The following is a 23,284-nucleotide window of genomic DNA, read 5'->3' on the forward strand; positions in this document are numbered from 1 at the left end:
TGGACCCGGTCTCCTCCAACCGTTCACGTGATCGGCACAGTCCAACGATCCGGTCTCGCTGCCGGTGTGGCACGCCCCACTCGTCACAGGTAGTAGCTCGCCGCCTTCCGGTCACCGGCCTGATACGCGGGCGCCGCGTCGAGGACGGCCTGCGCGATCGACTTCAGTGCCAGGTGGATCTCCTTGGCCTGACGGTCCCAGTCCCGGTGCATGCTGTCGGCGGCGTTCTTGGCCTCGCCCTCGAAGTGCTGGGAGACGTCCCGGATGCGGGACTGCAGGGCCTCGAGATCCGTTTCGAGCTGGCGGCCCTGGCGGTCGATGGTGCCTGCCGCCCGGTTGAGTTCCGCGTAGGTGACGACCAATGCGTCGGGTTGAGTTGTCATGGAGCGCCTCCGTAGGGGGTGGGTTGCTGATGGGAGCCCGCGCGGGTTGGGGTTTCGTCCTGAAAACGCGGGTCTACGCGCGCGTGCCCCGCGAGTGAGCGGATGACCGGCGGCCCGACGGCGTCGGAGTCCGCGAGGCCGCCGGGATCAGTAGCCGTTGAAGCTCGAGGCGGGCCGGGCACCGGGCCCGGACGACGTACCACCGCCTCCGTCGTCTCCCACGTCCACCCGCTGCAGTGCCTGGTACACCTCGTGGTCCGTACTGCCGGCGATCTTCCGGTTGTTCTGCACCGCGTCCTCGAACCGAGCGAGCAGCCGGCCGATGCCGGCCATCCGCTGGTTGATACGGGATTGCTGAGCGTTGAACGAATGGGCGCCCTGCCCCTGCCACTTGCCCTCGATCTCATCGATCACCGCGTTCAACTGAGTCAGCTGCGCTCTGACGGACGCGAAGCGCTCGTTCAGCTCGAGCCCGAACCTGCGCAGTACCTGATCGCTGACTACTTGCCGTGTCATCCGCCGCTGTTCCTCTCCCTGTCATGAACCGTGAATTCCCTGCTGTCCCCCGAAGCCCCAGCTCACCGCGCCGCGAGATCCGCCCCCTCCCGACGTACCCGCCGTACCCGCCGTGCCCGACGCCCGGCCACCGCCGCGCCGGCCACGGAAGCGGCCAGCGCCGCACCCGCGAGCACCGCGTACGCCGCAAGCCGCCCGTCCCGTTCGTCGGCGGTCTCTGTCACGCGCAGACCGCCGGGCACGGGCGCCTCGCGCGCGCTCGCGTGTCCCGCCGCCTCGGCCACGGGCCGCACCGGCGGTTCGGCCACACCGTCCGTGTCGAGTGCACGCACCGGATCGACGACGCCCCAGCCCAGCAACCGGTCGGCGCCCGGAGCCGACCGCTCGGCCGTCTGCTGAATGCGGGCGACGATCTGCTGCCGCGTCCAGTCGCCGTGCTTGGCCCGCAACAGAGCGGCCACACCGGCCGCATAGGGCGCCGCGAAGCTCGTTCCGTGGTCGGCACAGTGACCGCCGCCCGGCACCGTGGAGACGATGTCGACCCCCGGCGCGGCCACCCCGACGAAGTCCCCGGCCTGGGAGAAGGGCGCCCGCTCGTTGCTCCGGTCCGACGCGGCGACGGCGAGCACTCCGGGGTACGAGGCGGGATAGGTGGGCCTCGAGCGGCCGCCCGTACCCCGGTTCCCCGCCGCCGCGACCAGCACGACGTCACTGCGCAATGCGGCGGCGACGGCCTCTTCGAGTGCGGCGGAGGGACGCACGGCACCCGCCGTGTCCTGGGAGATGTTGATGACGTCCGCATCCGCGGCGACCGCGTACCGGATGGCCTGGGCCAGCGTGCCGGCACTGCCGTTGCCCGCCGCGTCGTTGTGCCGTACGGGCAGGATCGTCGCGTCGGGCGCAAGCCCGGCGAACCCGGTGCCGGGCGTCGGGCGGGCGGCGATGATGCCCGCCACGCGGGTGCCGTGGCCCGCGGAGTCGCTCGTGCCGTTCGCGGCGCCCCGCTCCAGCGGCCTGCCCCGGCTGTCCTTCGCCGGAAGGAAGTTGCCGCCGCCGCTGTCGACGTTGGCCGCGAGCTGCGGGTGACGCGCGTCCACGCCGGTGTCGACCACGGCGACCCGGACGCCCTTGCCCGTCGACTCCTTCCACAGGTCGTCGAGCAGCACTCGCTGCAGGGCCCACGGGCGGCCGCGGTACGTCTTTCCGGGGTAGGTGCAACTGCCGTCCGCCGAGGGCGCGTTCTGCTCGAGTGCGGCCGTCGTCGCGCGAGCCGCTGCGCGGTGGGTCGTTCCCTGCGTACGAGCGGCGGCAGCGGCGAGCACTGTCGGCGAGCCGAGCTGCTGGCACAGGTGCAGCGTCAGGCAGAGCGACAGCGGCAGGGCGACGCGGACCGCACAGGACGCGCCGAACCGCCGCGCAGGCCGCTGTTCGCGCTGTGGTCCACCGCTGGCGACCGATGTGTCCCGCCGCATTCAAGACCCCTGCGGCTGCCGCGCCGAGCCGGTCGACAGACGGGGGCCCATCGGCAGGAGCGAGGCCCAGGGCGCGGGTACCGGAGCGGGTTCGACGTCCGCGTAACCGAGCCGGGTCTGCGCCTGCCGGGCCTCGGCACCCACCGCCCCGCCCGCACGTGCGGACCGTGCAAGGCCGATCCCCGCGTCCTGGCTCGCAGTGTCACCGTTGGACTGCATCGCGTACCGCAGACCCGTGTCCGTCACCAGGAACAGCGGCCCCGACCCGGTCCCCGTCCCCTGGAACTGCCGGACCAACTGCCCGGCCCCCGGGGTCACATACGCGCTCGCGCGCCCGTCCGGCAGGGCGACCGGATACTCCGTACCGGCCCAGGTGCCGACCGTCGTCCGGCCGGTTCCCCGGTCCACACCTTCGAGCACACTGCAGACGGTGGTCCTGACCGCCGGGGCCGACCCGGCGGAAGCGGCGGACGGTGACGTTCTGGGTCCGGCCGCGGCACGCACGGGCGTGGAGTTCACGACGCGAGGCAGCTCGTGCGGCCAGGCCCGGTGCGCGCCGTAGGCCGGACCCGGCTGAATGCTGGCCGCGCTCACCCGGCGCGGCCGGCCGTGCTGGCCGAGAGACTCCAGGGCCGGACTGTTCAGGAGCAGCCGGGCGGTGAAGTCGCTGACGGGCGCCACCCGGCCCGGAAGCACCACGTACATCCGGTCCCCGGTCCCGTCGGCCGCCTCCAGGACCGTTCCGACGCGAAATCCGCCGCCGACTCCCGCGTCCGCTCCGGGAGTTCCGGAGATCCGCGGGAACCGGATCGGGTCGCCCTTGTGCAAGGTCGCCAGCCACGCGGCGGACACCTGCTGCGGGGGCCGGCCCTGTCCGGCCACTTCTCTGAGCAGCAACTCGTCGGCGGGCAGCGGGTACGCACGGCCGGCCGCATCGACCACGTAGCGAACGCCGTCCGGACCCTGGACGTACAACAGCTCGCCCCTGCCCAGCCGTTGGCGCCCGGTGAGCGCGTCGCTCTCGCGCGGCGCGAGGACGAAGACCGCCTCGTCCGGTGACCCGTCTTCGGCGCCCGCCGAACACACGGCCCACCGCATGGCCGCGCCCGCCTCGTCCGCGGAGGGCAGCCGGTCGGGTGCGTAGGGGATCCCGAGCGTCGGGCCGTGCGGCAGTCTGCCGCTGTCGAGCACCGACTCGTCCACCGTGACGACCTCGTCCCGGTCCGGGGTCAGGAGCAGGCGCGCAGAGGTCATGTTGAGTACCGGATGGAGCCGCGCGCCGCGTCCCTCGGTCCGCAACACCACGTACCGCGTGGTCGATTCGTCGGCCACGATCACGTTTCTGCCCGGGGTGTCCCAGCCGGCGGGCGCCACCGGACGGAACATCCCCCAGGCGCCGAACGCGGCCAGCACCACCGCCCCGGCGACGGCTCCCGGCACCACCGCGCGCAGCGGCCGCGGAGCCTCCTGCCGGGCGTCGGCCGAGGCGCCTTGGAGGAAGTGCGATACGAGTCGCTGCTTCGCAAACGTGTACGCGTTCAGCTCGTCCCGCCGCGTGGTCATACGTGCCCTCCCTCCTCGGCCCGGCGGGCCCGGAACCCGCCTGCTGGGGCGGATCCGCCCCGCGCGCAGCGCCCCTACTATGCATCCGAACGGCCCAGTGGATCCGCTGTCGGCGGGACATGCAGACGGCTCCGACCAGCAGTAGGACACGGCAACTTCAGCCCTCGGGGGAACGCCGAAATGATCACGACGCGAAGAAGTCCGGCCCGCGCGGAAGGCGTTCGGCCCTTGCCCCGACCGGCCGTGGTGTCCTTCGCCGCTTCCCGGTGGCAACGGGCAACTTCACGTGTGCACGGCATCCTCGATCCACCGTCACTCGGCACCGTGACCTTGATCCACCCCTCACTCGATCCAGCGACGTCGAAGCTCCGGCATCCACTCCGAAGAGCGTTTCCGGGGCAGCTCAACTCGCCGGCACCAGGCGGCGATCACACCTGCGGCACCGGTCCTGGACGCGGCCGGAGACGTCCGCCGCTCGCCGCCGACTGCGGCCTCGTCGCCCTGCAGGGCCTCGTACTCGTGGAGTTGGCGGTCGCGCTGGTGGTGGCAGGAGCGCTCCTGGGAGGTGCCTGGTACGTCCCCGCCGTCACCGGTGCCGTCCTCCTGCTGCTCGGGTGCCTGCGCCGCAAGGGGCGTTCGCTCCCCGCATGGACGGCCGTGGTCATCGCCCAGCGGCAGCGCTCCCAGGAAGCCACGGCGACCCTGGCGACCGCCTGTACGACGGGAGTCGGGCGCTCGGCAGCGGCGAGCCACCCGCCCTCAGGGCCTCCCGCCTCGCCACCGTCTGCGGATGGCCGACCGGCCGGCGCCACTCCGGATCCCCTCCAGCCGCTCCCCACTCTCGCGCCCGCACTGGGGCCGGCACCCCACGGCGACACAACCATCGGGATGGTCAGCGACGGCACCCGTCTCACCGCAGTCCTCCAAGTGGAAGCGGCCGACGAAACACCGGGCCTACGCGCGCGTGGCCACGCGCTCCGCACAGCGGGCGGCGCCCCGTTCCCTCTCGGCCTGCTCGTCGGGGCCCTGCACACCGATGGCATCCCGCTCGCCTCCGTGCAGCTCGTCCAGCAGGTGCGCCCGGCCGTCACACCCCAGCTGCCCTCCGACTCGGTCGCCCGCCTCGCCTACGCGCCCCACGGAACGAGCGCTGCCGCGCCGGCACTCCGGCTCACCTGGATCGCCCTACGCCTCGATCCGGAACTGTGCCCCGAAGCGATCGCCGCGCGCGGCGCCGCCGCATCCGGCGCCCAGCGCTGCCTCTCCCACGCCACCCGCCTCCTCACGACCCGCCTCGCCGCCGTGGGGTTGCGCCCAACTCCCTTGAGTCAAAGGGGCCTTCACGCCGCGCTGGCCACCGCGGCCTGCGCCCCCGGCCGATCGGAGGACACTCCGACACCGTGCGCCGAATCCGCATACGCGGTGCACCACGCCGGCCTCTGGCACTGCAGCCACACCGTCGACCGCATCCCCGCCCAGCTCACCCCGCTCCTCCCGGCCGCCACCGACGCGAACGCGTACGCCACGACGCTGTCGCTCACCGTCCGCAGCAGCGCCCACCGGGACGCGCTGCGGATCGATGCCCGCGTACGCACGACCGCCTGCAGCTCCGACGCTCTGCACCGAGCCCGGCACGACCTGGAACGCGCCTGCCGCGCCGCACACGTGCCCCTGACCCGCCTCGACCGGCAGCAACTCCCCGGCCTGCTCGCCACCTTGCCCCTGGGCGGTGCCACGTGACCTCACTCCTGCCCTCCCTCGCACACCGCTCCCTGTCCGCGTTCGCCGGCCTGTGCCGTCCGCCGCTCGCGGCGCCCGAGGGGCCCGGACACGCGGGGCACCTCGTCCCCGCCTCGCAACTCGCCGACCTCTGTGTCCCCCTCGGTGACGACGGCGTGGTGATCGGCCAAGACGCCGCCGGAACCCCGCAGTTGCTCGGCCTGCAACGCCCCGCGCCCTACACCGTCGTACTGGTCGGCGGACTCTGGACCGCGCAGATCCTCGCGCTGCGGGCGGCCGCCACCGGCATCCGCGTCGCCGTCGAGACGGGCCGCGCACCGGCCTGGAGTGCCGTGGCCGGTGCGGGTGCGCAAGGGCCGCACCCCATCACGCTGCACCGTGTCGGTGACCTGCCACCGCTGGACGCTGCCCCGGCCACCCCGGCCCTCGTCGTACGCGACTGCGGCGTACAACCCCCGCGCTCTCCCGCGGCGGCACCCTGGCAGTCCGTTCTCACGCTCCTCCCGCACCTGGGGCCCGCCGCACCGCGCCTGCTCCGTACGGCGGCCCTCGTGGGCCTGCAGCGCCTCTCGCCCGAGGAGGCGGAGCAGGCCGCGCCGGCCCTCGGACTCACCGGGCAGGAGCGCGCCCTGCTGCCCGGACTTCCCGGCGGCGTCACGCTCTGGTGCGCGGGAGCGGACCACCGGAGGATCGCCACCACAGTGACGGACGCAGAGACCGGCCTGCTGGGAAATCCCCGCCGGATCGACTGACTTACCGCGGATACCTCCCCGCCGGGGCAAGGATCCCGGCACCATGACGACCACAACGACCGCAAACCCGTCCGGCCCCGACGAGGCCGGGCACCCGACCCCGCATCATGGCCGTGAGACCAGCCATCCCGACGGCCCCCGCACCACACCACCCCTCAACAGAACAACCGCACAACCGAAAGGACCCGCCGACCATGGGAACCCAGCAGGAGAAGGACGAGCTCTACGCCCTCGACATCTCCGACGTGACATGGCTCAGCCCTCCCGGCACCGAGGACGCCGAGGAGCGCGTCGAGATCGCCCACCTGCCCGGCGGAGCCGTGGCCATGCGCTCCTCTCTGGACCCCGGCACCGTCCTCAGGTACACCGAGGCCGAATGGCGGGCCTTCGTACTCGGCGCCAGGGACGGCGAGTTCGACCTCAAGTAGCCGACGGCGCGGCCCAGCCCGTCTGTACCAGCGGACATCCGCCCTTCCGCGACACGAAGACACCTCGTCCCGGCGGCATCCGCCGAGGGCTCACGCCGCCGAGGATGTCGCCCTCCGCGGGATCCCCGGACAGCACCACTCCTTGCGCACCGAGTTCCTGGACGCGCTGCATGAACGGCTCGTACGCCGTGCGTCCGGCCCCGGCCGTACTCCGGGCGACGATGAACCGGACCCCGACGTCCCGGGCGTACGGCAGCGATTCCGTGAGCCGGGCCAAGGGGTTGCCCGCCGAGGTGCACACCAGGTCGTAGTCGTCCACGACCACGTAGACCGTCGGCCCCTGCCACCAACTGCGGTCGCGCAGCTGCTCGGGCGTCACATCGGCGGGCGGCGTGCGGCGCCGCACGAGACCCGCCAGGGCCTCGACGTGATGGTCCATGTGCGTGGACAGCGGGACGTACTCCGCGAGGTGGGACGGCGGGACGGCGCCGAGCAGGGATCTGCGGTCGTCCACCACGAAGATCTTGCAGTCGTCCCCGTCGTACCGTTCGGTCAACTGCCTGATCAACAGCCGCAGCAGACCCGATTTACCCGACTCGGCCTCGCCCATGACGAGGAAGAACGGGTCCCGCTCGAAGTCGACGTAGACCGGGTCGAGGCCGTGCTCGTCGACTCCGAAGGCGATGCCCAGGCCCGGGTGCGTACCGCCTCGCGGCAGGTCCTCCGCCGTCAGTGACCGCGGCAGGAGGCGGACGCCCGGGGCCCGTTGCGCCGGCCGGCGTCGGGCCACCTCCCGGGCGGCGGCGGCCGAGGCCTCGGCCAAGCCGGCGGCGGATCCGACACCGTCCGTCCTCGGCACCGCCGCCATGAAGTGCAGCCCGTCGGGGGTGACACCCCGGCCCGGCACTCCGGTGGGCACCCGAGCAGCCACCCGGCGGTCCAGCTCCGAGTCCATCGCGTCGCCGAGCCGCAGTTCCAGGCGATTCATCAAGTGGTCCTTCAGCCCTGCCCTGACCTCCATCGACCGGGACGCGGTGAGCAGCACATGGATCCCGTACCCGAGGCCGCGCGCGGCCAGATCGACCACTGCTCCCTCGAGCGCCTCGTGATCCGCGCGGAACGGCCCCCACCCGTCGACGACAAGGAACACATCACCCCACGGCTGGTCCTCGACCCCGATCGCGCCCTGCGCGCGCAGCCTCCGGAACGTCGCGATCGAGTCGATGCCCGACGCGCGAAAGTACTCCTCACGTGCGGCGAGCACCCCGTACACCTCGGCCACCGTCCGCCGCACCCGCTCCGGATCCAGGCGCGAGGCGACGGCCCCCACATGCGGAAGCTCCGCCAGGGACGAGAGCGAGCCGCCACCGAAGTCCAGGGCGTAGAACTGCACTTCGTACGGTGTATGGGTCAGTGCGAACGACGTGACCACCGTCCGCAGCAGCGTCGACTTGCCCGACTGCGGCCCGCCCACGACCTGCAGATTCCCGGCGGCCCCCGCGAAATCCAGCCGTAGTGCGTCGCGCCGCTGCTCGAACGGCCTGTCCACCACGCCGACCGGCACCACCAGTCGGTCCTCCGGCCGGCACGCGCCGGCGGAACCGGGCCCGCCCGCGACCCCGGCGAGCAGCCCGTCGAGCGAAGGCGGCGCATCGAGCGGCGGCAGCCACACCTGGTGGGCGGGCAGCCCGCTGCCCGCCAGTCGCCGCACCACGACGTCGAGGACGGTGTCGGCGAGCGCATCGTCGTCGGTGGCGGGGGAGTGCGGCGGAGCGGTGCGATCCTCCGGCGGCGCGTACCGGACCGGGACCCGCGCCGCCGTGAAGACGACCGGCCGCCTGTCCACCGGGACGGTCCCGGAGGCGAGCGGTTCCGTGCGTCCCCGGTGCGGAGCGGACACGTAGGCCGCCTTGAAGCGGACCATCTCGTCCGTGCCGAACTTCAGATACCCCGAGCCCGGCACATTGGGAAGCGCATAGGCGTCCGGGACGCCGAGTGCCGCCCGGGACTCCGCGGCGGAGAACGTCCGCAGCCCGATCCGGTACGAGAGGTACGTCTCGAGCCCGCGCAGCCGGCCCTCCTCCAGCCGCTGCGAGGCAAGCAGCAGATGCACGCCGAGCGACCGGCCGATCCGCCCGGTCTGCACGAACATCTCGATGAAATCGGGCTGGGCGGCAAGGAGTTCACTGAACTCGTCGATGACGACGACGAGGGACGGGATCGGCTGCAGGGGAAGGCCGGAGGTTCGCGCCCGCTCGTAGTCGTGGACGCTCGCGAAATTGCCTGCCGCACGGAGCAGTTCCTGGCGGCGGTTCAACTCGCCGCGGATCGCGTCCCCCATGCGGTCGACGAGCGTCAGATCGTCGGCGAGGTTCGTGATGACCGCCGCGACATGCGGCAACGAAGCCATCCCGGCGAACGTCGCACCACCCTTGAAGTCGGCGAGCACGAAGTTCAGTGACTCGGACGAATGCGTCACGGCGAGGCCGAGCACCAACGTCCTCAGCAGCTCGGACTTGCCGGAACCGGTCGCCCCCACGCACAGCCCGTGCGGCCCCATACCGTCCTGCGAAGCCTCCTTGAGGTCCAGGAACACGGGCTCGCCGCCCTCGCCCACGCCGATCGGCACCCGCAGCCGCTCGGCGGCGGACCGCGGGCACCACGTCCGCGCGACGTCCACGGAGCCCGCGTCCCCGAGCTCCAGCAGGTCGGTGAACTGCAGCTCGGCCAGGAGCGGTTCGCCGTCCTGCGCGCCGCCCGCCGGGACCAGCGGAGCCAACTGCCGTGCGAGAGACTCGGCCGCCTCGTACGACAGGACGTCCGGTGCGGCCTCGAACACCGCGTCCGGGCCCGCGTCGAGCCGCAGCCGCTCGGCGTCCACGGTGACCGCGAGTCCTCCGGCGGGCGGCAGCGCCTCGCCCGGGACGACCTCCACGACGGTCACGCCGTGCACTCCCTCCGCGGCGGCCAGGTGCGAAGTGGGCTGCACGGCCAGGCCGTCGAGTACGACGACCAGGTGCGGCCGGTCGAGCAGCGGGGGAGCGCCGGACCGGAACGGGGGCCGCGAGTCCACCTGCCCGGCGACCAGCGTCTCCAGGGCCTCGGCATCCGTCACGAAGCGCCGCGGACTGCCGGCGCCGTCCGGAGCGCCTGGCGCCGCGAGATGCGGAAGCCACTTCGTCCACTCCCAGTGCCCCGCACGATCGGCGGAAGCCGCGACCGTCACCACCAGATCCTCGGGCGAGTGCAGGGCACACAGGGAGCAGAGCACCGCCCTGAGCTCGGCCCGCACCGCCTCCGGCCGGCCGCCGACCACCATCCGCGGGAACGCACGCAGGGACACGGCGAGCGGCAGTCCCTCCACCCGTCCGTGCGCGTGCACGAAGCGACGGAGCGCCGCCGCCGTCAGCGGCTCCGGCTCCTGCGCCGGACCGGTCGTCGGGGCGACAAGTTCCGTGGCGAGCGGCTGACTCGCGAGGCCGAAACGGACCTGACCGAAGTCGGGATCGCCGATACGCCGCTCCCACAGCCGGCACTCGTCGGCCACCACGGCCCACAGCTGGTCCGGATCGGGGTGCCGGCGCAACTGATCGTCCCGCTGCAGCCGGGCCGTCCGCAGCACCGCACGCCTGGTGCGCGAAAGGTAGGTGAAATAGTCCCTGCGCAGGTCGGCCAACTGCCCCTGGGTGCCACGGCGATGCCGTACGAGCATGGCCACGCCCATCGCGATCGTCGATGCGATCATCACCATGCCCATGACCCGCATGATCGGGTTCGGCGTGATGAAGAAGAAGACCACCGAACCGCCCATCCCGAGCATCGGCAGCAACTGCAGCAGGACACCCTCCTGCTGCCCGCGGGACAGCGTCGGCGGCGCCTGCAACTGCACGCCCTCGCACGGCACATCGGCCGCTCGCGTCCGCGGCGGACGCCTCACGATCAACCGGCTCATGCACCCAACACCCTTTCCGGGTGGTGCCGTTCGGGTCCGGTGACCCGGCGGCCTCCGTCCCGTTGAAACGAAGTGATCACCCGTGCCTGCCCAACGGGCCGAACGCCGTCAAGGTGTCGGAACCCGGAGCAGAAGCCGCGCCGCAGGATCACGCGGCAGAGCCCCGAACCCCCGGACGGATCGGGCGACTTCGACGGAGACCGACCGCCGCCCCCGACCATGGCCGAAGGGGAACCACCCAGTGACCACCGACCCACACCCCGCACCGCCCGACCCTGGCCGCCCCACCGCCACGTCCCCCCAGGTCCCGCCCCAGCGCCCGGCCCCGCGCACGACACCGTCGTCACCCCGGACCGACACCCGCACCGGCTTCTGCCGCATCACCGTCGTCACCCCGGACCGCCGCGTCGACCTCGCCCTGCCCGACGACCTGCCGCTGACGGATATCCGCCCCGACATCCTCCGCCTCACCGGCCCGCACTCGGCCGAAGACGCCCTGGCCGGCCACCACTTGGTCCTCCGCGACGGCACGGTCCTCGACACCACGGAGTCCCTCGCGGCCCAGCGCGTGACGGACGGCGAAGTGCTCCTGCTCCGCCCTTTCGCGGACTCGCTGCCACCGCCCGTCCACGACGACGTGTCCGAGGCCGTCGCCGCAGCCGTTGCACGCGACCACACCCGCTGGAGCGACGCCCACACCCGTACCGCGGGACTGACCGGGACAGCGGTCCTGCTCGCCCTCCTCGCGTTCGCCCTGTGGCAGAGCCCGCCCGGCCACGTCACACACGGCCTGCCCGCGGTCCTCGCCGCGTCGATCGCCATCCTGCTCGTCGCCCTGGCGGGCACCCGCGCGCGGATCTACGGCGACCGGGACGCGGCCGCCGTCTTCGGCACGGCAGCGCTCGCCCACGCCGCCGTCGCCGGATCAGGCCTGGTTCCGCCGTCGCCGGGGCACGGCGCGGGAAAACTGCAGTTCCTCACCGCCTGCGTCGCCGTCGTCCTCGGCGCCCTGGTCCTGGTGATCGCCACCCCGCGCGGCGACAGCGTGTTCGTCGCCGTCCTGGGCGCCGCCTCCCTCGGTGTCGCCGTCACCTTCCCGGTGATCCTCGCCGCCGCACGGTCCGTCGACGCCGCGGCCCTGTGCCTACCCGCGGCCGTCGGTCTCCTCGCCTTCCTGCCCGGCCTCTCCGCCCGCTGGGCCCGGCTCCCCAGCGCCTTCGAACCACCCCGCGCCGCACCCGGCCCGTACGACCCCGACGAGACGCCGTCACCACCCGAACCCGTGGACTACGCGCGCGTGGCGGCCCGGTCCGGACGCGGTCACGAACTCCTGGTCGGACTCGTCGCCTCCTGCGGCCTGGCAGTCACCGCCGCGGCCGCCGTCCTCGCCTACACCGGGGACGTCTGGGCGCAGCTCCTCACCCTCGCTGCGGGCCTCGCACTGCTCACCAGGGCCAGGCTGTTCCAGTACACCGCCCAGGTCGCCGTCTGCCTCACAGCAGGCCTCGCCACCCTGACCCTCCTGATCACCGGTGTGACCCTGAGCGCACCCGCCGACGGTCTCCACGCGCGCGTGATCTGGCTCACCGCGGCGCTCGCCGCCGTCGCCGCCCTGTTCGCGACCACGGGCCTGGTGGTGTCCCGCCGCGGCACGACCCCGTTCTGGGGACGCCTGCTCGAAATCGTGGAAGCGGCTCTCCTGTTGACCCTCGTACCCCTGTGCCTGGCGGTTCTCGGCGTCTACCACGGCGTACGGGCCATGACGTCATGACCGGCCCCTCAGAGCCCGCGCCCGAGGCAGAGGCGGCCCGCGACCGGACAGCGCGGGGCCGGGGGCATGGCGGCCGACTGGTAGCCTGTGTTCAGCCCGCGTGTGTACGCGCCCCGGTCATCGAGATCCGAGGCGGCGCCCCGCGGATCACCGCCTCCCGAGTCACGGAAGCTCCCCTGAGATTTAGACCAGGGGCACTCGGAGGCACCTGAGACAACGAGGAGTACCAGTGTCGCTCGACACCGCCACGAAGAAGCAGATCATGGGCGAGTTCGCCACCAAGGAGGGTGACACCGGCTCCCCCGAGGTCCAGGTCGCACTGCTTTCGCGTCGCATCTCGGACCTGACCGAGCACCTCAAGACCCACAAGCACGACCACCACTCCCGCCGTGGTCTGCTGATCCTGGTCGGCCAGCGTCGCCGTCTGCTGCAGTACCTGGCCAAGAAGGACATCCAGCGCTTCCGTACGCTGGTCGAGCGCCTCGGCATCCGCCGCGGTGCGGCGGGCGCGAAGTAAGACATCCGAAGGGAGCGGTTCCCACACACGCGGGGGCCGCTCCCTTTGCCGTACGTGCGCAGTGTCACCCCGGCTTTGTAGTCTGGTCGCACGGCGTCGTACCGGACGCACCGGTGAAGCACCGCGTACCTCCCGTACGCAGTGCACGCGGTAACGCAGGACGAGCAGTACCGAACGGCCGGTAGCACAGTGGTACCGGCACCACAGAGCAGTACCGCACGAGGAGAAGCGGCCGAGCCGTCGCCGGTCCTCGGTAGTGGCCCCCGGGACACATCACCCGGGTGCTTCGATCGAAGACCGGCCCGCAACCAAGGCGCGCTTCTCCGACCCGTCCCCCCGCCACACGGGCGAGGGAACGAAAGACGACAAGTAGGAGAAAACGCTAGTGGAGAACGAGACCCACTACGCCGAGGCCGTCATTGACAACGGCACCTTCGGCACCCGCACCATCCGCTTCGAGACGGGCCGCCTCGCCCGTCAGGCCGCCGGCTCCGCCGTGGCCTACCTGGACGACGACACGATGGTCCTCTCGGCCACGACCGCGTCCAAGAAGCCCAAGGACCAGCTCGACTTCTTCCCCCTCACGGTGGACGTCGAGGAGCGCCAGTACGCGGCCGGCAAGATCCCCGGATCCTTCTTCCGCCGCGAGGGCCGCCCCTCCGAGGACGCCATCCTCACCTGCCGTCTGATCGACCGCCCGCTGCGCCCGTCCTTCAAGAAGGGCCTGCGCAACGAGATCCAGGTCGTCGAGACGATCATGGCGCTCAACCCCGACCACCTCTACGACGTGGTCGCGATCAACGCCGCCTCCTGCTCCACGCAGCTGGCCGGCCTGCCCTTCTCGGGCCCGATCGGCGGCACACGCGTGGCGCTCATCAAGGGCCAGTGGGTCGCGTTCCCGACGCACACCGAGCTCGAGGACGCCGTCTTCGACATGGTCGTCGCCGGTCGCGTCCTCGAGGACGGCGACGTCGCGATCATGATGGTCGAGGCCGAGGCCACCGAGAAGACCATCGAGCTCGTCAAGGGCGGCGCCGCCGCCCCGACCGAGGAGATCGTCGCCGCCGGCCTCGAGGCCTCGAAGCCGTTCATCAAGGTGCTCTGCAAGGCTCAGGCCGAGCTGGCCGCCAAGGCTGCGAAGCCGACCGGCGAGTTCCCGATCTTCCTCGACTACGAGGACGACGTCCTGGAGGCCCTCACCGGGGCCGTCCGCACCGAGCTCGCCCAGGCCCTCACCATCTCCGGCAAGCAGGAGCGCGAGGCCGAGCTGGACCGCGTCAAGGCGCTGGCCGGCGAGAAGCTGCTCCCGAAGTTCGAGGGCCGCGAGAAGGAGATCTCCGCCGCGTACCGCTCGCTGACCAAGACCCTGGTCCGTGAGCGCGTGATCAAGGAGAAGAAGCGCATCGACGGCCGCGGCGTCACGGACATCCGTACGCTCGCCGCCGAGGTCGAGGCCATCCCGCGCGTGCACGGCTCGGCGCTGTTCGAGCGTGGCGAGACCCAGATCCTGGGCGTCACCACCCTCAACATGCTCCGCATGGAGCAGCAGCTGGACACCCTCTCCCCGGTGACCCGCAAGCGCTACATGCACAACTACAACTTCCCGCCGTACTCCACCGGTGAGACCGGCCGCGTCGGCTCCCCGAAGCGCCGCGAGATCGGCCACGGCGCGCTCGCCGAGCGCGCCCTGGTGCCGGTCCTGCCGACGCGCGAGGAGTTCCCGTACGCGATCCGTCAGGTGTCCGAGGCCCTCAGCTCCAACGGCTCGACGTCGATGGGCTCGGTCTGCGCCTCCACCATGTCCCTGCTGAACGCCGGTGTGCCGCTCAAGGCCGCCGTCGCCGGTATCGCCATGGGTCTGATCTCCCAGGAGATCGACGGCGAGACGCACTACGTCACCCTCACCGACATCCTCGGTGCGGAGGACGCCTTCGGTGACATGGACTTCAAGGTCGCCGGCACCAAGGAGTTCGTGACCGCCCTCCAGCTCGACACCAAGCTGGACGGCATCCCGGCCTCCGTCCTGGCCGCGGCCCTCAAGCAGGCCCGCGACGCCCGTCTGCACATCCTCGACGTGATGACCGAGGCGATCGACGTTCCGGACGAGATGTCCCCGAACGCGCCGCGGATCATCACCGTCAAGATCCCGGTGGACAAGATCGGTGAGGTCATCGGCCCCAAGGGCAAGATGATCAACCAGATCCAGGAGGACACCGGCGCCGACATCACGATCGAGGACGACGGCACCATCTACATCGGTGCCCAGCAGGGCTCGCAGGCCGAGGCCGCCCGCAACACGATCAACGGCATCGCCAACCCGACCATGCCCGAGGTCGGCGAGCGTTACCTGGGCACGGTCGTCAAGACCACGACCTTCGGTGCCTTCGTCTCCCTGATGCCCGGCAAGGACGGTCTGCTGCACATCTCGCAGATCCGCAAGCTCGCCGGCGGCAAGCGCGTGGAGAACGTCGAGGACGTCCTCGGTGTGGGCCAGAAGGTCCAGGTCGAGATCGCCGAGATCGACTCCCGCGGCAAGCTCTCCCTGCACCCCGTCATCGAGGGTGAAGAGAACGCCGACGAGGACGACGAAAAGAAGGACGACGCCGAGAAGTGACGTCTCGTAGTTCCGCGGCGACGGCCCGCGCCTCTTCGGAGGCGCGGGCCGTCGCCCGTACCCAAACCCTGCTCAAGGGCGAGAACGGCATCGGCACGGTGCGCCGCACCACCCTCCCGGGTGGTCTGCGCGTCGTGACCGAGACGCTGCCGTCGGTGCGCTCGGCGACGTTCGGCATCTGGGCCCACGTCGGCTCCCGGGACGAGACACCCTCCCTCAACGGCGCCACCCACTATCTGGAACACCTCCTCTTCAAGGGCACCCGCAAGCGCTCCGCCCTCGACATCTCCGCCGCGATCGACGCGGTCGGCGGCGAGATGAACGCCTTCACGGCGAAGGAGTACACCTGCTACTACGCACGCGTGCTCGACACCGACCTGCCGCTCGCCATCGACGTGGTGTGCGACATGCTCACCGGCTCGCTGATAGAGCAGGACGACGTCGACGCCGAGCGCGGGGTGATCCTCGAAGAGATCGCCATGACCGAGGACGACCCGGGCGACTGCGTCCACGATCTCTTCGCGCACACGATGCTCGGAGACACCCCGCTCGGCCGCCCCGTCCTCGGCACGGTCGACACGGTCAACTCCCTGGACGCCAACCGGATCCGCCGCTTCTACAAGCGGCACTACGACCCGACCCACCTGGTCGTCGCCGCCGCGGGCAACGTCGACCACCAGCAGGTCGTACGCCAGGTCCGCGCCGCCTTCGAGAAGGCCGGCGCACTCGGCACCCCGGGCGCCGCGCCGGTCTCCCCACGAGCCGGCTCGCGCGCCCTGCGCACCAGCGGCCGCGTCGAGCTCGTCGACCGCAGGACGGAACAGGCCCACGTCATCCTCGGCATGCCCGGCCTGGCGCGCACCGACGAGCGCCGCTGGGCTCTCGGCGTGCTCAGCACGGCACTGGGCGGAGGCATGTCGTCACGCCTGTTCCAGGAGGTCAGGGAGAAGCGAGGTCTGGCCTACAGCGTGTACGCGTACACCTCGGGCTTCGCCGACTGCGGTCTCTTCGGCGTCTACGCGGGCTGCCGCCCGAACCAGGTGCACGACGTCCTGAAGATCTGCCGCGACCAGCTCGACCAGGTCGCCGAACACGGCCTGCCGGACGACGAGATCGCCCGTGCCATCGGCCAGCTCGCCGGCTCCACCGTCCTCGGTCTCGAGGACACGGGCGCGCTCATGCACCGGATCGGCAAGAGCGAGCTGTGCTGGGGCGAGCACATGTCCGTCGACGCCATGCTGGAGCGGATATCCGCGGTCACCCCGGACGACGTGCGCCAGGTCGCACGCGACGTACTCGGCCGGCGCCCCTCCTTGTCCGTCATCGGCCCCCTCAAGGGCAAGCAGGCGGAGCGCCTGCACGAAGCGGTCTCCTAACTCGCAAAAGGATCAAGCAATGAGCAAGCTGCGCGTGGCCGTCATCGGCGCCAAGGGCCGCATCGGGTCCGAGGCGGTACGAGCAGTCGAGGCTGCCGACGACCTGGAGTTGGTGGCCGCACTCGGCCGGGGCGACACACTGGAGGCCCTCGTCGAATCCGGCGCCGAAGCAGTGGTCGAACTGACCACCCCCGCCTCGGTGATGGACAACCTCGACTTCTGCGTACGGAACGGGATCCACGCCGTAGTGGGCACGACCGGCTGGACCGAGGAGCGCCTCGCCCAGCTCGACACCTGGCTGGCGGCCTCGCCGAGCACCGGCGTCCTCATCGCCCCGAACTTCTCCATCGGCGCCGTACTGACGATGCACTTCGCCCAGCAGGCGGCCCGCTACTTCGAGTCCGCCGAGATCGTCGAGCTGCACCACCCGAACAAGGTGGACGCCCCGTCCGGCACCGCCACCCGCACCGCCCAGCTGATCGCGGCGGCCCGCTCCGGCGCCGGACTGCCCGCCCAGCCGGACGCCACGGAGACCGCGCTCGACGGGGCCCGCGGCGCGGACGTCGACGGAGTGCCGGTGCACGCGGTGCGCATGCGCGGCCTGCTCGCCCATCAGGAGGTGCTGCTCGGCGGCGAGGGCGAGACCCTCACCATCCGGCACGACTCCCTGCACCACAGCAGCTTCATGCCCGGCATCCTGCTCGGCCTGCGCCGCGTGGCGCACACTCCCGGCCGCACCTTCGGCCTGGAGAACTTCCTGGACCTCGGTAACTGACGCCGTGCGAGCCAAGATCACGTATTTCCTGCTGGCTGCCGTCCTGGTCGTCTACTTCGTCCTGGTCGGCAGCCGCGGTGTGCTGCTTCTCCGCGAAGGCACCATCCTCACGGTCACCTTCGGCGTCGCGGTGCTCATTCTGCCGCTGATCGGTATCTGGTTCCTCTGGAAGACCACCCAATTCGCCCGCCGCGCAGGCCAGTTGGCCGCGGAGCTGGAGGAGGAGGGCGGTCTGCCGGTCGACGAGCTGCAGCGCACGCCCGGTGGCCGTATCGACCGCGACTCCGCCGACGCCGTGTTCGCCGAGCGCAAGGCGGAGACCGAGGACGCTCCGGAGGACTGGCGCAGCTGGTTCCGTCTCGCGGTGGCCTACCACGACGCCCGGGACACCCCTCGCGCGCGCAAGGCGATGCAGCGGGCGATCGCCCTGCACGACCGGGCTCCGGCCGCCTGACCCGATCCGCGTCAGGCGGGACCGCTGTATTCGTACGCCCAGGCCTCGACGGTGTCCGCCGCACGCTCGAAGGCCGTTTCACGGCCGAGGAAGTCGGCATTCCGGTTGGTCATCAGCGGCCCCGGCAGGGGCTCCCCACCGCGTCGTACGAGGGCCAGCGCCTGGCCCTGGACGGTGCGCGGCAGCCCGAGCCAGCGCACGGGCTGCTGCACCGTCCGCACGGCCGCGACCGCGTTCCACGGCACCGTACGGGTCACGAAGAACCCGGTCTGCCGCAGTCCGCGCGCGCTCACCCAGGTGCCGATACGCAGCATGCGCAGCGCGGCCGCGATCACCACAAGGGCGGCGAGCGCGCAGATCAGTGCACCCTGAAGCCCTCCGGCGAAGGCGATGATCATCGCCGCGATGAGCATGAACGAGGCGAGCAGCAGCACGACCGCCGACGCACCCACTCGCCAGGGCCCCGGCCGGTAGGGCCGACGCCACTGGTCGCGGTCGTCGTACGGCAGCGCGATGTCGTCGGTCGCCTCGTCAAAAGCGCGGTCGGCCGTCAGGAAGGGCAGGGGCACGACGGAGTTCCTCACTCGGGGCACACGTGTTGGGCTGTGCCCGGTGAGGCTACCCAGGCCTGCGGCGACCGGCCACCCCGGGGCGCCAAAGGGGGCGCGGGCCCGTCAGGAGCCCGCTCGATCAGCGGTGATCGGTGGCCTCGGACTGCTGCGTGTGGGCCGGCGCCTGCTCCTGCGAAAGCGCTGGCAGGCCGAACAGGAGCGAGCCCACGAGCCCGGCGACGATGGTCAGTCCGACCAGTGCGCGGCCGGCGATCTCACCGGCCGAGGCACGATCGGGAGGCGGTGGAGTGACGTTACTGCGGAACTTGTCGGCCTCCGCGATGAAGGCGAACGGGACGGGCTCTCGCCGTCGGAACATGAAGGGCGCTTCTCCTCACGGGTCTCAGGGGTGCCGTACGACATCCCTGCTACTGGTGAAGACGTTCGAAAGGGCGCATTGGTGCCCTCAACCACGGAATTCGTCGAAGAACGTCACAGAGCAATGCCGAACGGTCCGCTGTCAGTGCCGAGCCGTAGAGTGGGCGCCGCCCGAGCGAGCACGATGGAAGGACCCCGCCGGTGAGCGAGACCCCCGCCGAAGATCTCAAGCCGAGCTTCCGCAGCGATGTGACTGTGGAGCTGGTCAAGCACTCCGCGAGCGACTCGGACGTCCTGTGGGCGGCGCGGGTGTCCACCGCGGGCGAGCAGTCCCTCGAGGAGCTGACCAAGGACCCGGAGCGCTCGAAGGGCCTGATCAACTACCTGATGCGGGACCGCCACGGCAGTCCCTTCGAGCACAACTCGATGACGTTCTTCATCAGCGCCCCGATCTTCGTCTTCCGCGAGTTCATGCGTCACCGCGTCGGCTGGTCGTACAACGAGGAATCGGGCCGCTACCGGGAGCTGCAGCCCGTCTTCTACGTCCCTGGCGAGTCCCGCAAGCTCGTCCAGGAGGGCCGCCCCGGCAAGTACGTCTTCGTCGAGGGCACCGAGGCGCAGCAGGAGCTCACGGGCCGCGTCATGGAGGACACCTACCGCCAGGCGTACGAGTCGTACCAGGAGATGCTCGCCGCCGGCGTGGCCCGCGAGGTCGCCCGCGCGGTCCTGCCGGTAGGCCTCTTCTCCTCGATGTACGCGACGTGCAACGCCCGGTCGCTGATGCACTTCCTCGGCCTGCGCACCCAGCACGAACTGGCCAAGGTCCCGTCCTTCCCGCAGCGGGAGATCGAGATGGTCGGCGAACAGATGGAAGAGCACTGGGCCTCGCTCATGCCCCTTACCTACGCGGCGTTCAACACGAATGGCAGGGTCGCCCCGTAGACGCCTGGAACCGCTGCGGCACACAGGCAGGCGCACATAGGTACGGACGCACGGGAGAAGTGTCCGTATTGCGGCATTTCGCGAAGTTCATCTAGCCTGATCAAACGGACCCGGCACTGCTTGAACCCCCGAGCAGGCAGTGCCGGGCTCCGTATGTCTCCCCGCTCATGTCCCCCGAGGGGCGACCTGGTGCTGAGCAGCGAGTAGCGTGTGCCCCATGGCTCCGACCTCGACTCCGCAGACCCCCTTCGGGAGGGTCCTCACCGCCATGGTCACGCCCCTGACGGCGGACGGCGCACTCGACCTCGACGGCGCGCAGCGGCTCGCCACCCACTTGGTGGACGCAGGCAACGACGGCCTGATCGTCAACGGCACCACGGGCGAGTCCCCGACCACCAGCAATGCGGAGAAAACCGAGCTCGTACGAGTCGTGGTCGAGGCCGTGGGCGACCGGGCCCACGTGGTTGCCGGCGTCGGCACCAACGACACCCGCCACAGCATCGAGCTGGCGCGCGCCGCGGAGAAGACCGGCGCCCACGGCCTCCTCACCGTCACGCCGTACTACAGCAAGCCGCCGCAGGAGGGCCTGCTGCAGCACTTCACCGCGATCGCCGACTCCACCGAGCTCCCGGTGATGCTCTACGACATCCCCGGCCGCAGCGGTGTCCCGATCAACACGGAGACGATCGTCCGGCTGGCCGAGCACCCGCGCATCGTGGCCAACAAGGACGCCAAGGGCGACCTCGGCCGCGCGAGCTGGGCGATCGCACGCAGCGAACTGGCCTGGTACTCCGGCGACGACATGCTCAACCTGCCGCTGCTCTCCGTCGGAGCGGTCGGCTTCGTCTCGGTGGTCGGCCATGTGGTCACCCCCGAACTCCGCGCCATGCTCGACGCATTCACCACGGGCGACGTGCGCAAGGCGACCGAGATCCACCAGAAACTGCTTCCCGTCTTCACCGGAATGTTCCGCACCCAGGGCGTCATCACGACCAAGGCCGCGCTCACCCTCCAGGGTCTTCCCGGCGGCCCGCTGCGCCTGCCGCTGGTGGAACTCTCCCTGGAGGAAACGCACCAGCTCAAGATCGATCTCGCCGCCGGTGGGGTACACCTGTAGTCACAGACTTCACAACTGAATACGCAGACACACGCAACACAGACAGCACAGACGACAACTGCTATTGCACGAATGTCACGCGCGCCACGTGCCTCTGGGTACGTGGCGCGTGTGGGTAGGAGAGTCTTTTGAGTCACCCGCATCCTGAGCTCGGCTCCCCGCCGAAGCTGCCCGAGGGCGGCCTCCGGGTCACCCCCCTCGGCGGCCTGGGCGAGATCGGCCGCAACATGACCGTCTTCGAGTACGGCGGACGCCTGCTGATCGTCGACTGCGGAGTTCTGTTCCCCGAAGAGGAACAGCCCGGCATCGACCTGATCCTTCCGGACTTCAGCAGCATCCGTGACCGCCTCGACGACATCGAGGGCATCGTCCTCACCCATGGCCACGAGGACCACATCGGTGGCGTCCCGTATCTCCTCCGCGAGAAGCCGGACATCCCTCTGATCGGCTCCAAGCTGACCCTCGCCCTGATCGAGGCGAAGCTGCAGGAGCACCGCATCCGCCCGTACACGCTCGAGGTGTCCGAGGGGCACCGTGAGCGCATCGGCCCCTTCGACTGCGAGTTCGTGGCGGTCAACCACTCCATCCCGGACGCGCTCGCGGTCGCAGTCCGTACCCCGGCAGGCATGGTCGTCCACACCGGCGACTTCAAGATGGACCAGCTTCCTCTGGACCATCGCCTCACCGACCTGAACGCCTTCGCGAGGCTCAGCGAGGAGGGCATCGACCTGCTCCTCTCGGACTCGACGAACGCCGAGGTGCCAGGGTTCGTACCCCCCGAGCGCGATATCTCGAACGTGCTGCGCCAGGTCTTCGCAGGAGCCAGCAAGCGGATCATCGTGGCCAGCTTCGCCAGCCACGTCCACCGCATCCAGCAGATCCTCGACGCGGCACACGAATACGGCCGCCGGGTCGCCTTCGTCGGCCGTTCGATGGTGCGCAACATGGGCATCGCCAGGGACCTCGGCTATCTGAAGGTCCCGCCCGGTCTGGTGGTCGACGTCAAGACACTCGACGACCTGCCGGACCACGAGGTGGTCCTGGTCTGCACCGGGTCGCAGGGCGAGCCGATGGCGGCCCTGTCCCGGATGGCCAACCGCGATCACCAGATCCGCATCGTCCAGGGCGACACGGTGATCCTGGCTTCGTCCCTGATCCCGGGCAACGAGAACGCGGTGTACCGCGTGATCAACGGCCTGACGCGCTGGGGAGCCCACGTCGTCCACAAGGGCAACGCCAAGGTGCACGTCTCCGGCCACGCGTCGGCCGGCGAGCTCCTGTACTTCTACAACATCTGCAAGCCCAAGAACCTGATGCCGGTACACGGTGAATGGCGACACCTTCGGGCGAACGCGGAACTCGGCGCGCTCACCGGAGTGCCGCACGACCGCATCGTGATCGCCGAGGACGGCGTCGTCGTCGACATGGTGGAGGGCAAGGCCAAGATCGTCGGCAAGGTCCAGGCCGGTTACGTCTACGTCGACGGCCTGTCCGTCGGCGACGTCACCGAGTCCTCTCTCAAGGACCGCCGCATCCTCGGGGACGAAGGCATCATCTCGGTCTTCGTCGTCGTCGATTCGACCACCGGCAAGATCACCGGCGGCCCCCACGTCCAGGCTCGTGGCTCCGGCATCGAGGACTCCGCGTTCAACGCGGTGCTGCCGAAGGTCCATGAGGTACTGGAGAAGTCGGCGCAGGACGGGGTGGTCGAACCCCATCAGCTGCAGCAGTTGATCCGCAGGACCCTCGGCAAGTGGGTCTCGGACAACTACCGTCGCCGGCCGATGATCCTGCCGGTGGTCGTCGAGGTCTGACCGTCGCCGGAGCTCAACTGGAGCGGGGCGCCTCGATTTGCATCGGGGCGCCCCGCTCCAGTACGTTTACGGCTCCACCTCACGCGAACGGGTGCACGAAGTGCGCCCGCAAGCCCCCGCTGGGGAGGGTGGAAAACCCGGCCGAATTTCTCTGATAAAGTCGGGTCTC

The 23,284-nt window shown here is 70.9% G+C and carries 19 protein-coding genes; 12 read left to right on the forward strand and 7 right to left on the reverse strand.

Translation table 11 applies throughout. The features are described 5' to 3' along the window. Positions 1 to 83: 83 nt before the first annotated feature. The 4 genes from DSC45_RS34185 to eccB all read right to left on the reverse strand — a co-directional run bounded on the left by DSC45_RS34185 (position 84) and on the right by eccB (position 3,934). Positions 84 to 383 carry a WXG100 family type VII secretion target gene (locus tag DSC45_RS34185; RefSeq protein WP_119295932.1) on the reverse strand — a complete coding sequence of 100 codons (300 nt, stop codon included), beginning with the start codon at positions 381 to 383 and terminating at the stop codon, positions 84 to 86. Positions 384 to 530: 147 nt separating this feature from the next. Beyond that, on the reverse strand, positions 531 to 899 hold the full coding sequence (locus DSC45_RS34190; protein WP_119295933.1) for a WXG100 family type VII secretion target: 369 nt from the start codon (positions 897 to 899) through the stop codon (positions 531 to 533). 62 nt (positions 900 to 961) lie between these two features. Next, complete coding sequence (mycP, locus tag DSC45_RS34195) at positions 962 to 2,371, reverse strand: type VII secretion-associated serine protease mycosin (RefSeq protein WP_119295934.1); 1,410 nt, start codon at positions 2,369 to 2,371, stop codon at positions 962 to 964. Next, a complete protein-coding gene (gene eccB / locus DSC45_RS34200; protein WP_119295935.1) occupies positions 2,372 to 3,934 on the reverse strand; it encodes a type VII secretion protein EccB in 1,563 nt (520 codons plus the stop codon). 519 nt (positions 3,935 to 4,453) lie between these two features. On the opposite strand from eccB, the gene eccE reads away from it, so the two are divergent. From eccE to DSC45_RS34215, 3 genes are all read left to right on the forward strand, one after another. Continuing rightward, complete coding sequence (gene eccE, locus DSC45_RS34205; protein ID WP_162929425.1) at positions 4,454 to 5,674, forward strand: type VII secretion protein EccE; 1,221 nt, start codon at positions 4,454 to 4,456, stop codon at positions 5,672 to 5,674. 50 nt (positions 5,675 to 5,724) lie between these two features. Next, on the forward strand, positions 5,725 to 6,426 hold the full coding sequence (locus DSC45_RS34210) for a hypothetical protein (protein WP_119295955.1): 702 nt from the start codon (positions 5,725 to 5,727) through the stop codon (positions 6,424 to 6,426). Positions 6,427 to 6,620: 194 nt separating this feature from the next. Then, the gene (locus DSC45_RS34215; RefSeq protein WP_119295937.1) at positions 6,621 to 6,854 is read left to right on the forward strand and encodes a DUF397 domain-containing protein; all 234 of its coding nucleotides are present in this window, start codon (positions 6,621 to 6,623) and stop codon (positions 6,852 to 6,854) included. Here the strand turns inward: DSC45_RS34215 and eccCa are convergent. Continuing rightward, positions 6,847 to 10,806, reverse strand: coding sequence for a type VII secretion protein EccCa (eccCa, locus tag DSC45_RS34220; RefSeq protein WP_119295938.1), 3,960 nt, complete (start codon positions 10,804 to 10,806; stop codon positions 6,847 to 6,849). The genes DSC45_RS34215 and eccCa overlap by 8 nt on opposite strands. Positions 10,807 to 11,047: 241 nt before the next feature. On the opposite strand from eccCa, the gene eccD reads away from it, so the two are divergent. From eccD to DSC45_RS34250, 6 genes are all read left to right on the forward strand, one after another. Beyond that, the gene (gene eccD, locus DSC45_RS34225; RefSeq protein ID WP_119295939.1) at positions 11,048 to 12,577 is read left to right on the forward strand and encodes a type VII secretion integral membrane protein EccD; all 1,530 of its coding nucleotides are present in this window, start codon (positions 11,048 to 11,050) and stop codon (positions 12,575 to 12,577) included. A 229-nt stretch (positions 12,578 to 12,806) separates the two neighbouring features. Then, on the forward strand, positions 12,807 to 13,094 hold the full coding sequence (gene rpsO / locus DSC45_RS34230; RefSeq protein ID WP_119295940.1) for a 30S ribosomal protein S15: 288 nt from the start codon (positions 12,807 to 12,809) through the stop codon (positions 13,092 to 13,094). Between the two features lie 385 nt (positions 13,095 to 13,479). Continuing rightward, positions 13,480 to 15,708 carry a polyribonucleotide nucleotidyltransferase gene (locus DSC45_RS34235; protein WP_119295941.1) on the forward strand — a complete coding sequence of 743 codons (2,229 nt, stop codon included), beginning with the start codon at positions 13,480 to 13,482 and terminating at the stop codon, positions 15,706 to 15,708. Beyond that, positions 15,705 to 17,084 carry a M16 family metallopeptidase gene (locus DSC45_RS34240; protein ID WP_119295942.1) on the forward strand — a complete coding sequence of 460 codons (1,380 nt, stop codon included), beginning with the start codon at positions 15,705 to 15,707 and terminating at the stop codon, positions 17,082 to 17,084. Before DSC45_RS34235 ends, DSC45_RS34240 begins: the two co-directional genes overlap by 4 nt. Positions 17,085 to 17,103: 19 nt before the next feature. After that, the gene (gene dapB / locus DSC45_RS34245; RefSeq protein WP_119295943.1) at positions 17,104 to 17,859 is read left to right on the forward strand and encodes a 4-hydroxy-tetrahydrodipicolinate reductase; all 756 of its coding nucleotides are present in this window, start codon (positions 17,104 to 17,106) and stop codon (positions 17,857 to 17,859) included. 4 nt (positions 17,860 to 17,863) lie between these two features. Then, complete coding sequence (locus tag DSC45_RS34250) at positions 17,864 to 18,313, forward strand: hypothetical protein (protein ID WP_119295944.1); 450 nt, start codon at positions 17,864 to 17,866, stop codon at positions 18,311 to 18,313. 11 nt (positions 18,314 to 18,324) lie between these two features. Here the strand turns inward: DSC45_RS34250 and DSC45_RS34255 are convergent, their stop codons facing one another. Then, positions 18,325 to 18,882 (reverse strand): hypothetical protein, encoded by a 558-nt coding sequence (locus DSC45_RS34255; protein ID WP_119295945.1) that lies wholly within the window; start codon positions 18,880 to 18,882, stop codon positions 18,325 to 18,327. A gap of 121 nt (positions 18,883 to 19,003) precedes the next feature. After that, on the reverse strand, positions 19,004 to 19,243 hold the full coding sequence (locus DSC45_RS34260) for a hypothetical protein (protein WP_119295946.1): 240 nt from the start codon (positions 19,241 to 19,243) through the stop codon (positions 19,004 to 19,006). A gap of 200 nt (positions 19,244 to 19,443) precedes the next feature. Here DSC45_RS34260 and thyX point away from each other — a divergent pair, with 200 nt between their 5' ends. The 3 genes from thyX (at position 19,444) to DSC45_RS34275 (ending at position 23,115) form a co-directional block, all read left to right on the forward strand. After that, positions 19,444 to 20,184 carry an FAD-dependent thymidylate synthase gene (gene thyX / locus DSC45_RS34265; RefSeq protein ID WP_119295947.1) on the forward strand — a complete coding sequence of 247 codons (741 nt, stop codon included), beginning with the start codon at positions 19,444 to 19,446 and terminating at the stop codon, positions 20,182 to 20,184. Positions 20,185 to 20,401: 217 nt separating this feature from the next. Continuing rightward, positions 20,402 to 21,301 carry a 4-hydroxy-tetrahydrodipicolinate synthase gene (gene dapA / locus DSC45_RS34270; RefSeq protein WP_119295948.1) on the forward strand — a complete coding sequence of 300 codons (900 nt, stop codon included), beginning with the start codon at positions 20,402 to 20,404 and terminating at the stop codon, positions 21,299 to 21,301. 128 nt (positions 21,302 to 21,429) lie between these two features. Continuing rightward, the gene (locus tag DSC45_RS34275; protein WP_119295949.1) at positions 21,430 to 23,115 is read left to right on the forward strand and encodes a ribonuclease J; all 1,686 of its coding nucleotides are present in this window, start codon (positions 21,430 to 21,432) and stop codon (positions 23,113 to 23,115) included. Positions 23,116 to 23,284 lie beyond the last annotated feature (169 nt).

This window comes from Streptomyces sp. YIM 130001 (genome assembly GCF_003574445.1).
In the GTDB taxonomy this organism is placed as follows: domain Bacteria; phylum Actinomycetota; class Actinomycetes; order Streptomycetales; family Streptomycetaceae; genus Streptomyces.

Bases quoted from the DNA above. Each gene is read 5' to 3' on its own strand.
- DSC45_RS34185 (WP_119295932.1), bottom strand. From the start codon at position 383: ATGACAACTCAACCCGACGCATTGGTCGTCACCTACGCGGAACTCAAC.
- dapB (WP_119295943.1), top strand. From the start codon at position 17,104: ATGAGCAAGCTGCGCGTGGCCGTCATCGGCGCCAAGGGCCGCATCGGG.
- DSC45_RS34215 (WP_119295937.1), top strand. From the start codon at position 6,621: ATGGGAACCCAGCAGGAGAAGGACGAGCTCTACGCCCTCGACATCTCC.
- eccCa (WP_119295938.1), bottom strand. From the start codon at position 10,806: ATGAGCCGGTTGATCGTGAGGCGTCCGCCGCGGACGCGAGCGGCCGAT.
- DSC45_RS34260 (WP_119295946.1), bottom strand. From the start codon at position 19,243: ATGTTCCGACGGCGAGAGCCCGTCCCGTTCGCCTTCATCGCGGAGGCC.
- DSC45_RS34190 (WP_119295933.1), bottom strand. From the start codon at position 899: ATGACACGGCAAGTAGTCAGCGATCAGGTACTGCGCAGGTTCGGGCTC.
- mycP (WP_119295934.1), bottom strand. From the start codon at position 2,371: ATGCGGCGGGACACATCGGTCGCCAGCGGTGGACCACAGCGCGAACAG.
- eccB (WP_119295935.1), bottom strand. From the start codon at position 3,934: ATGACCACGCGGCGGGACGAGCTGAACGCGTACACGTTTGCGAAGCAG.
- dapA (WP_119295948.1), top strand. From the start codon at position 20,402: ATGGCTCCGACCTCGACTCCGCAGACCCCCTTCGGGAGGGTCCTCACC.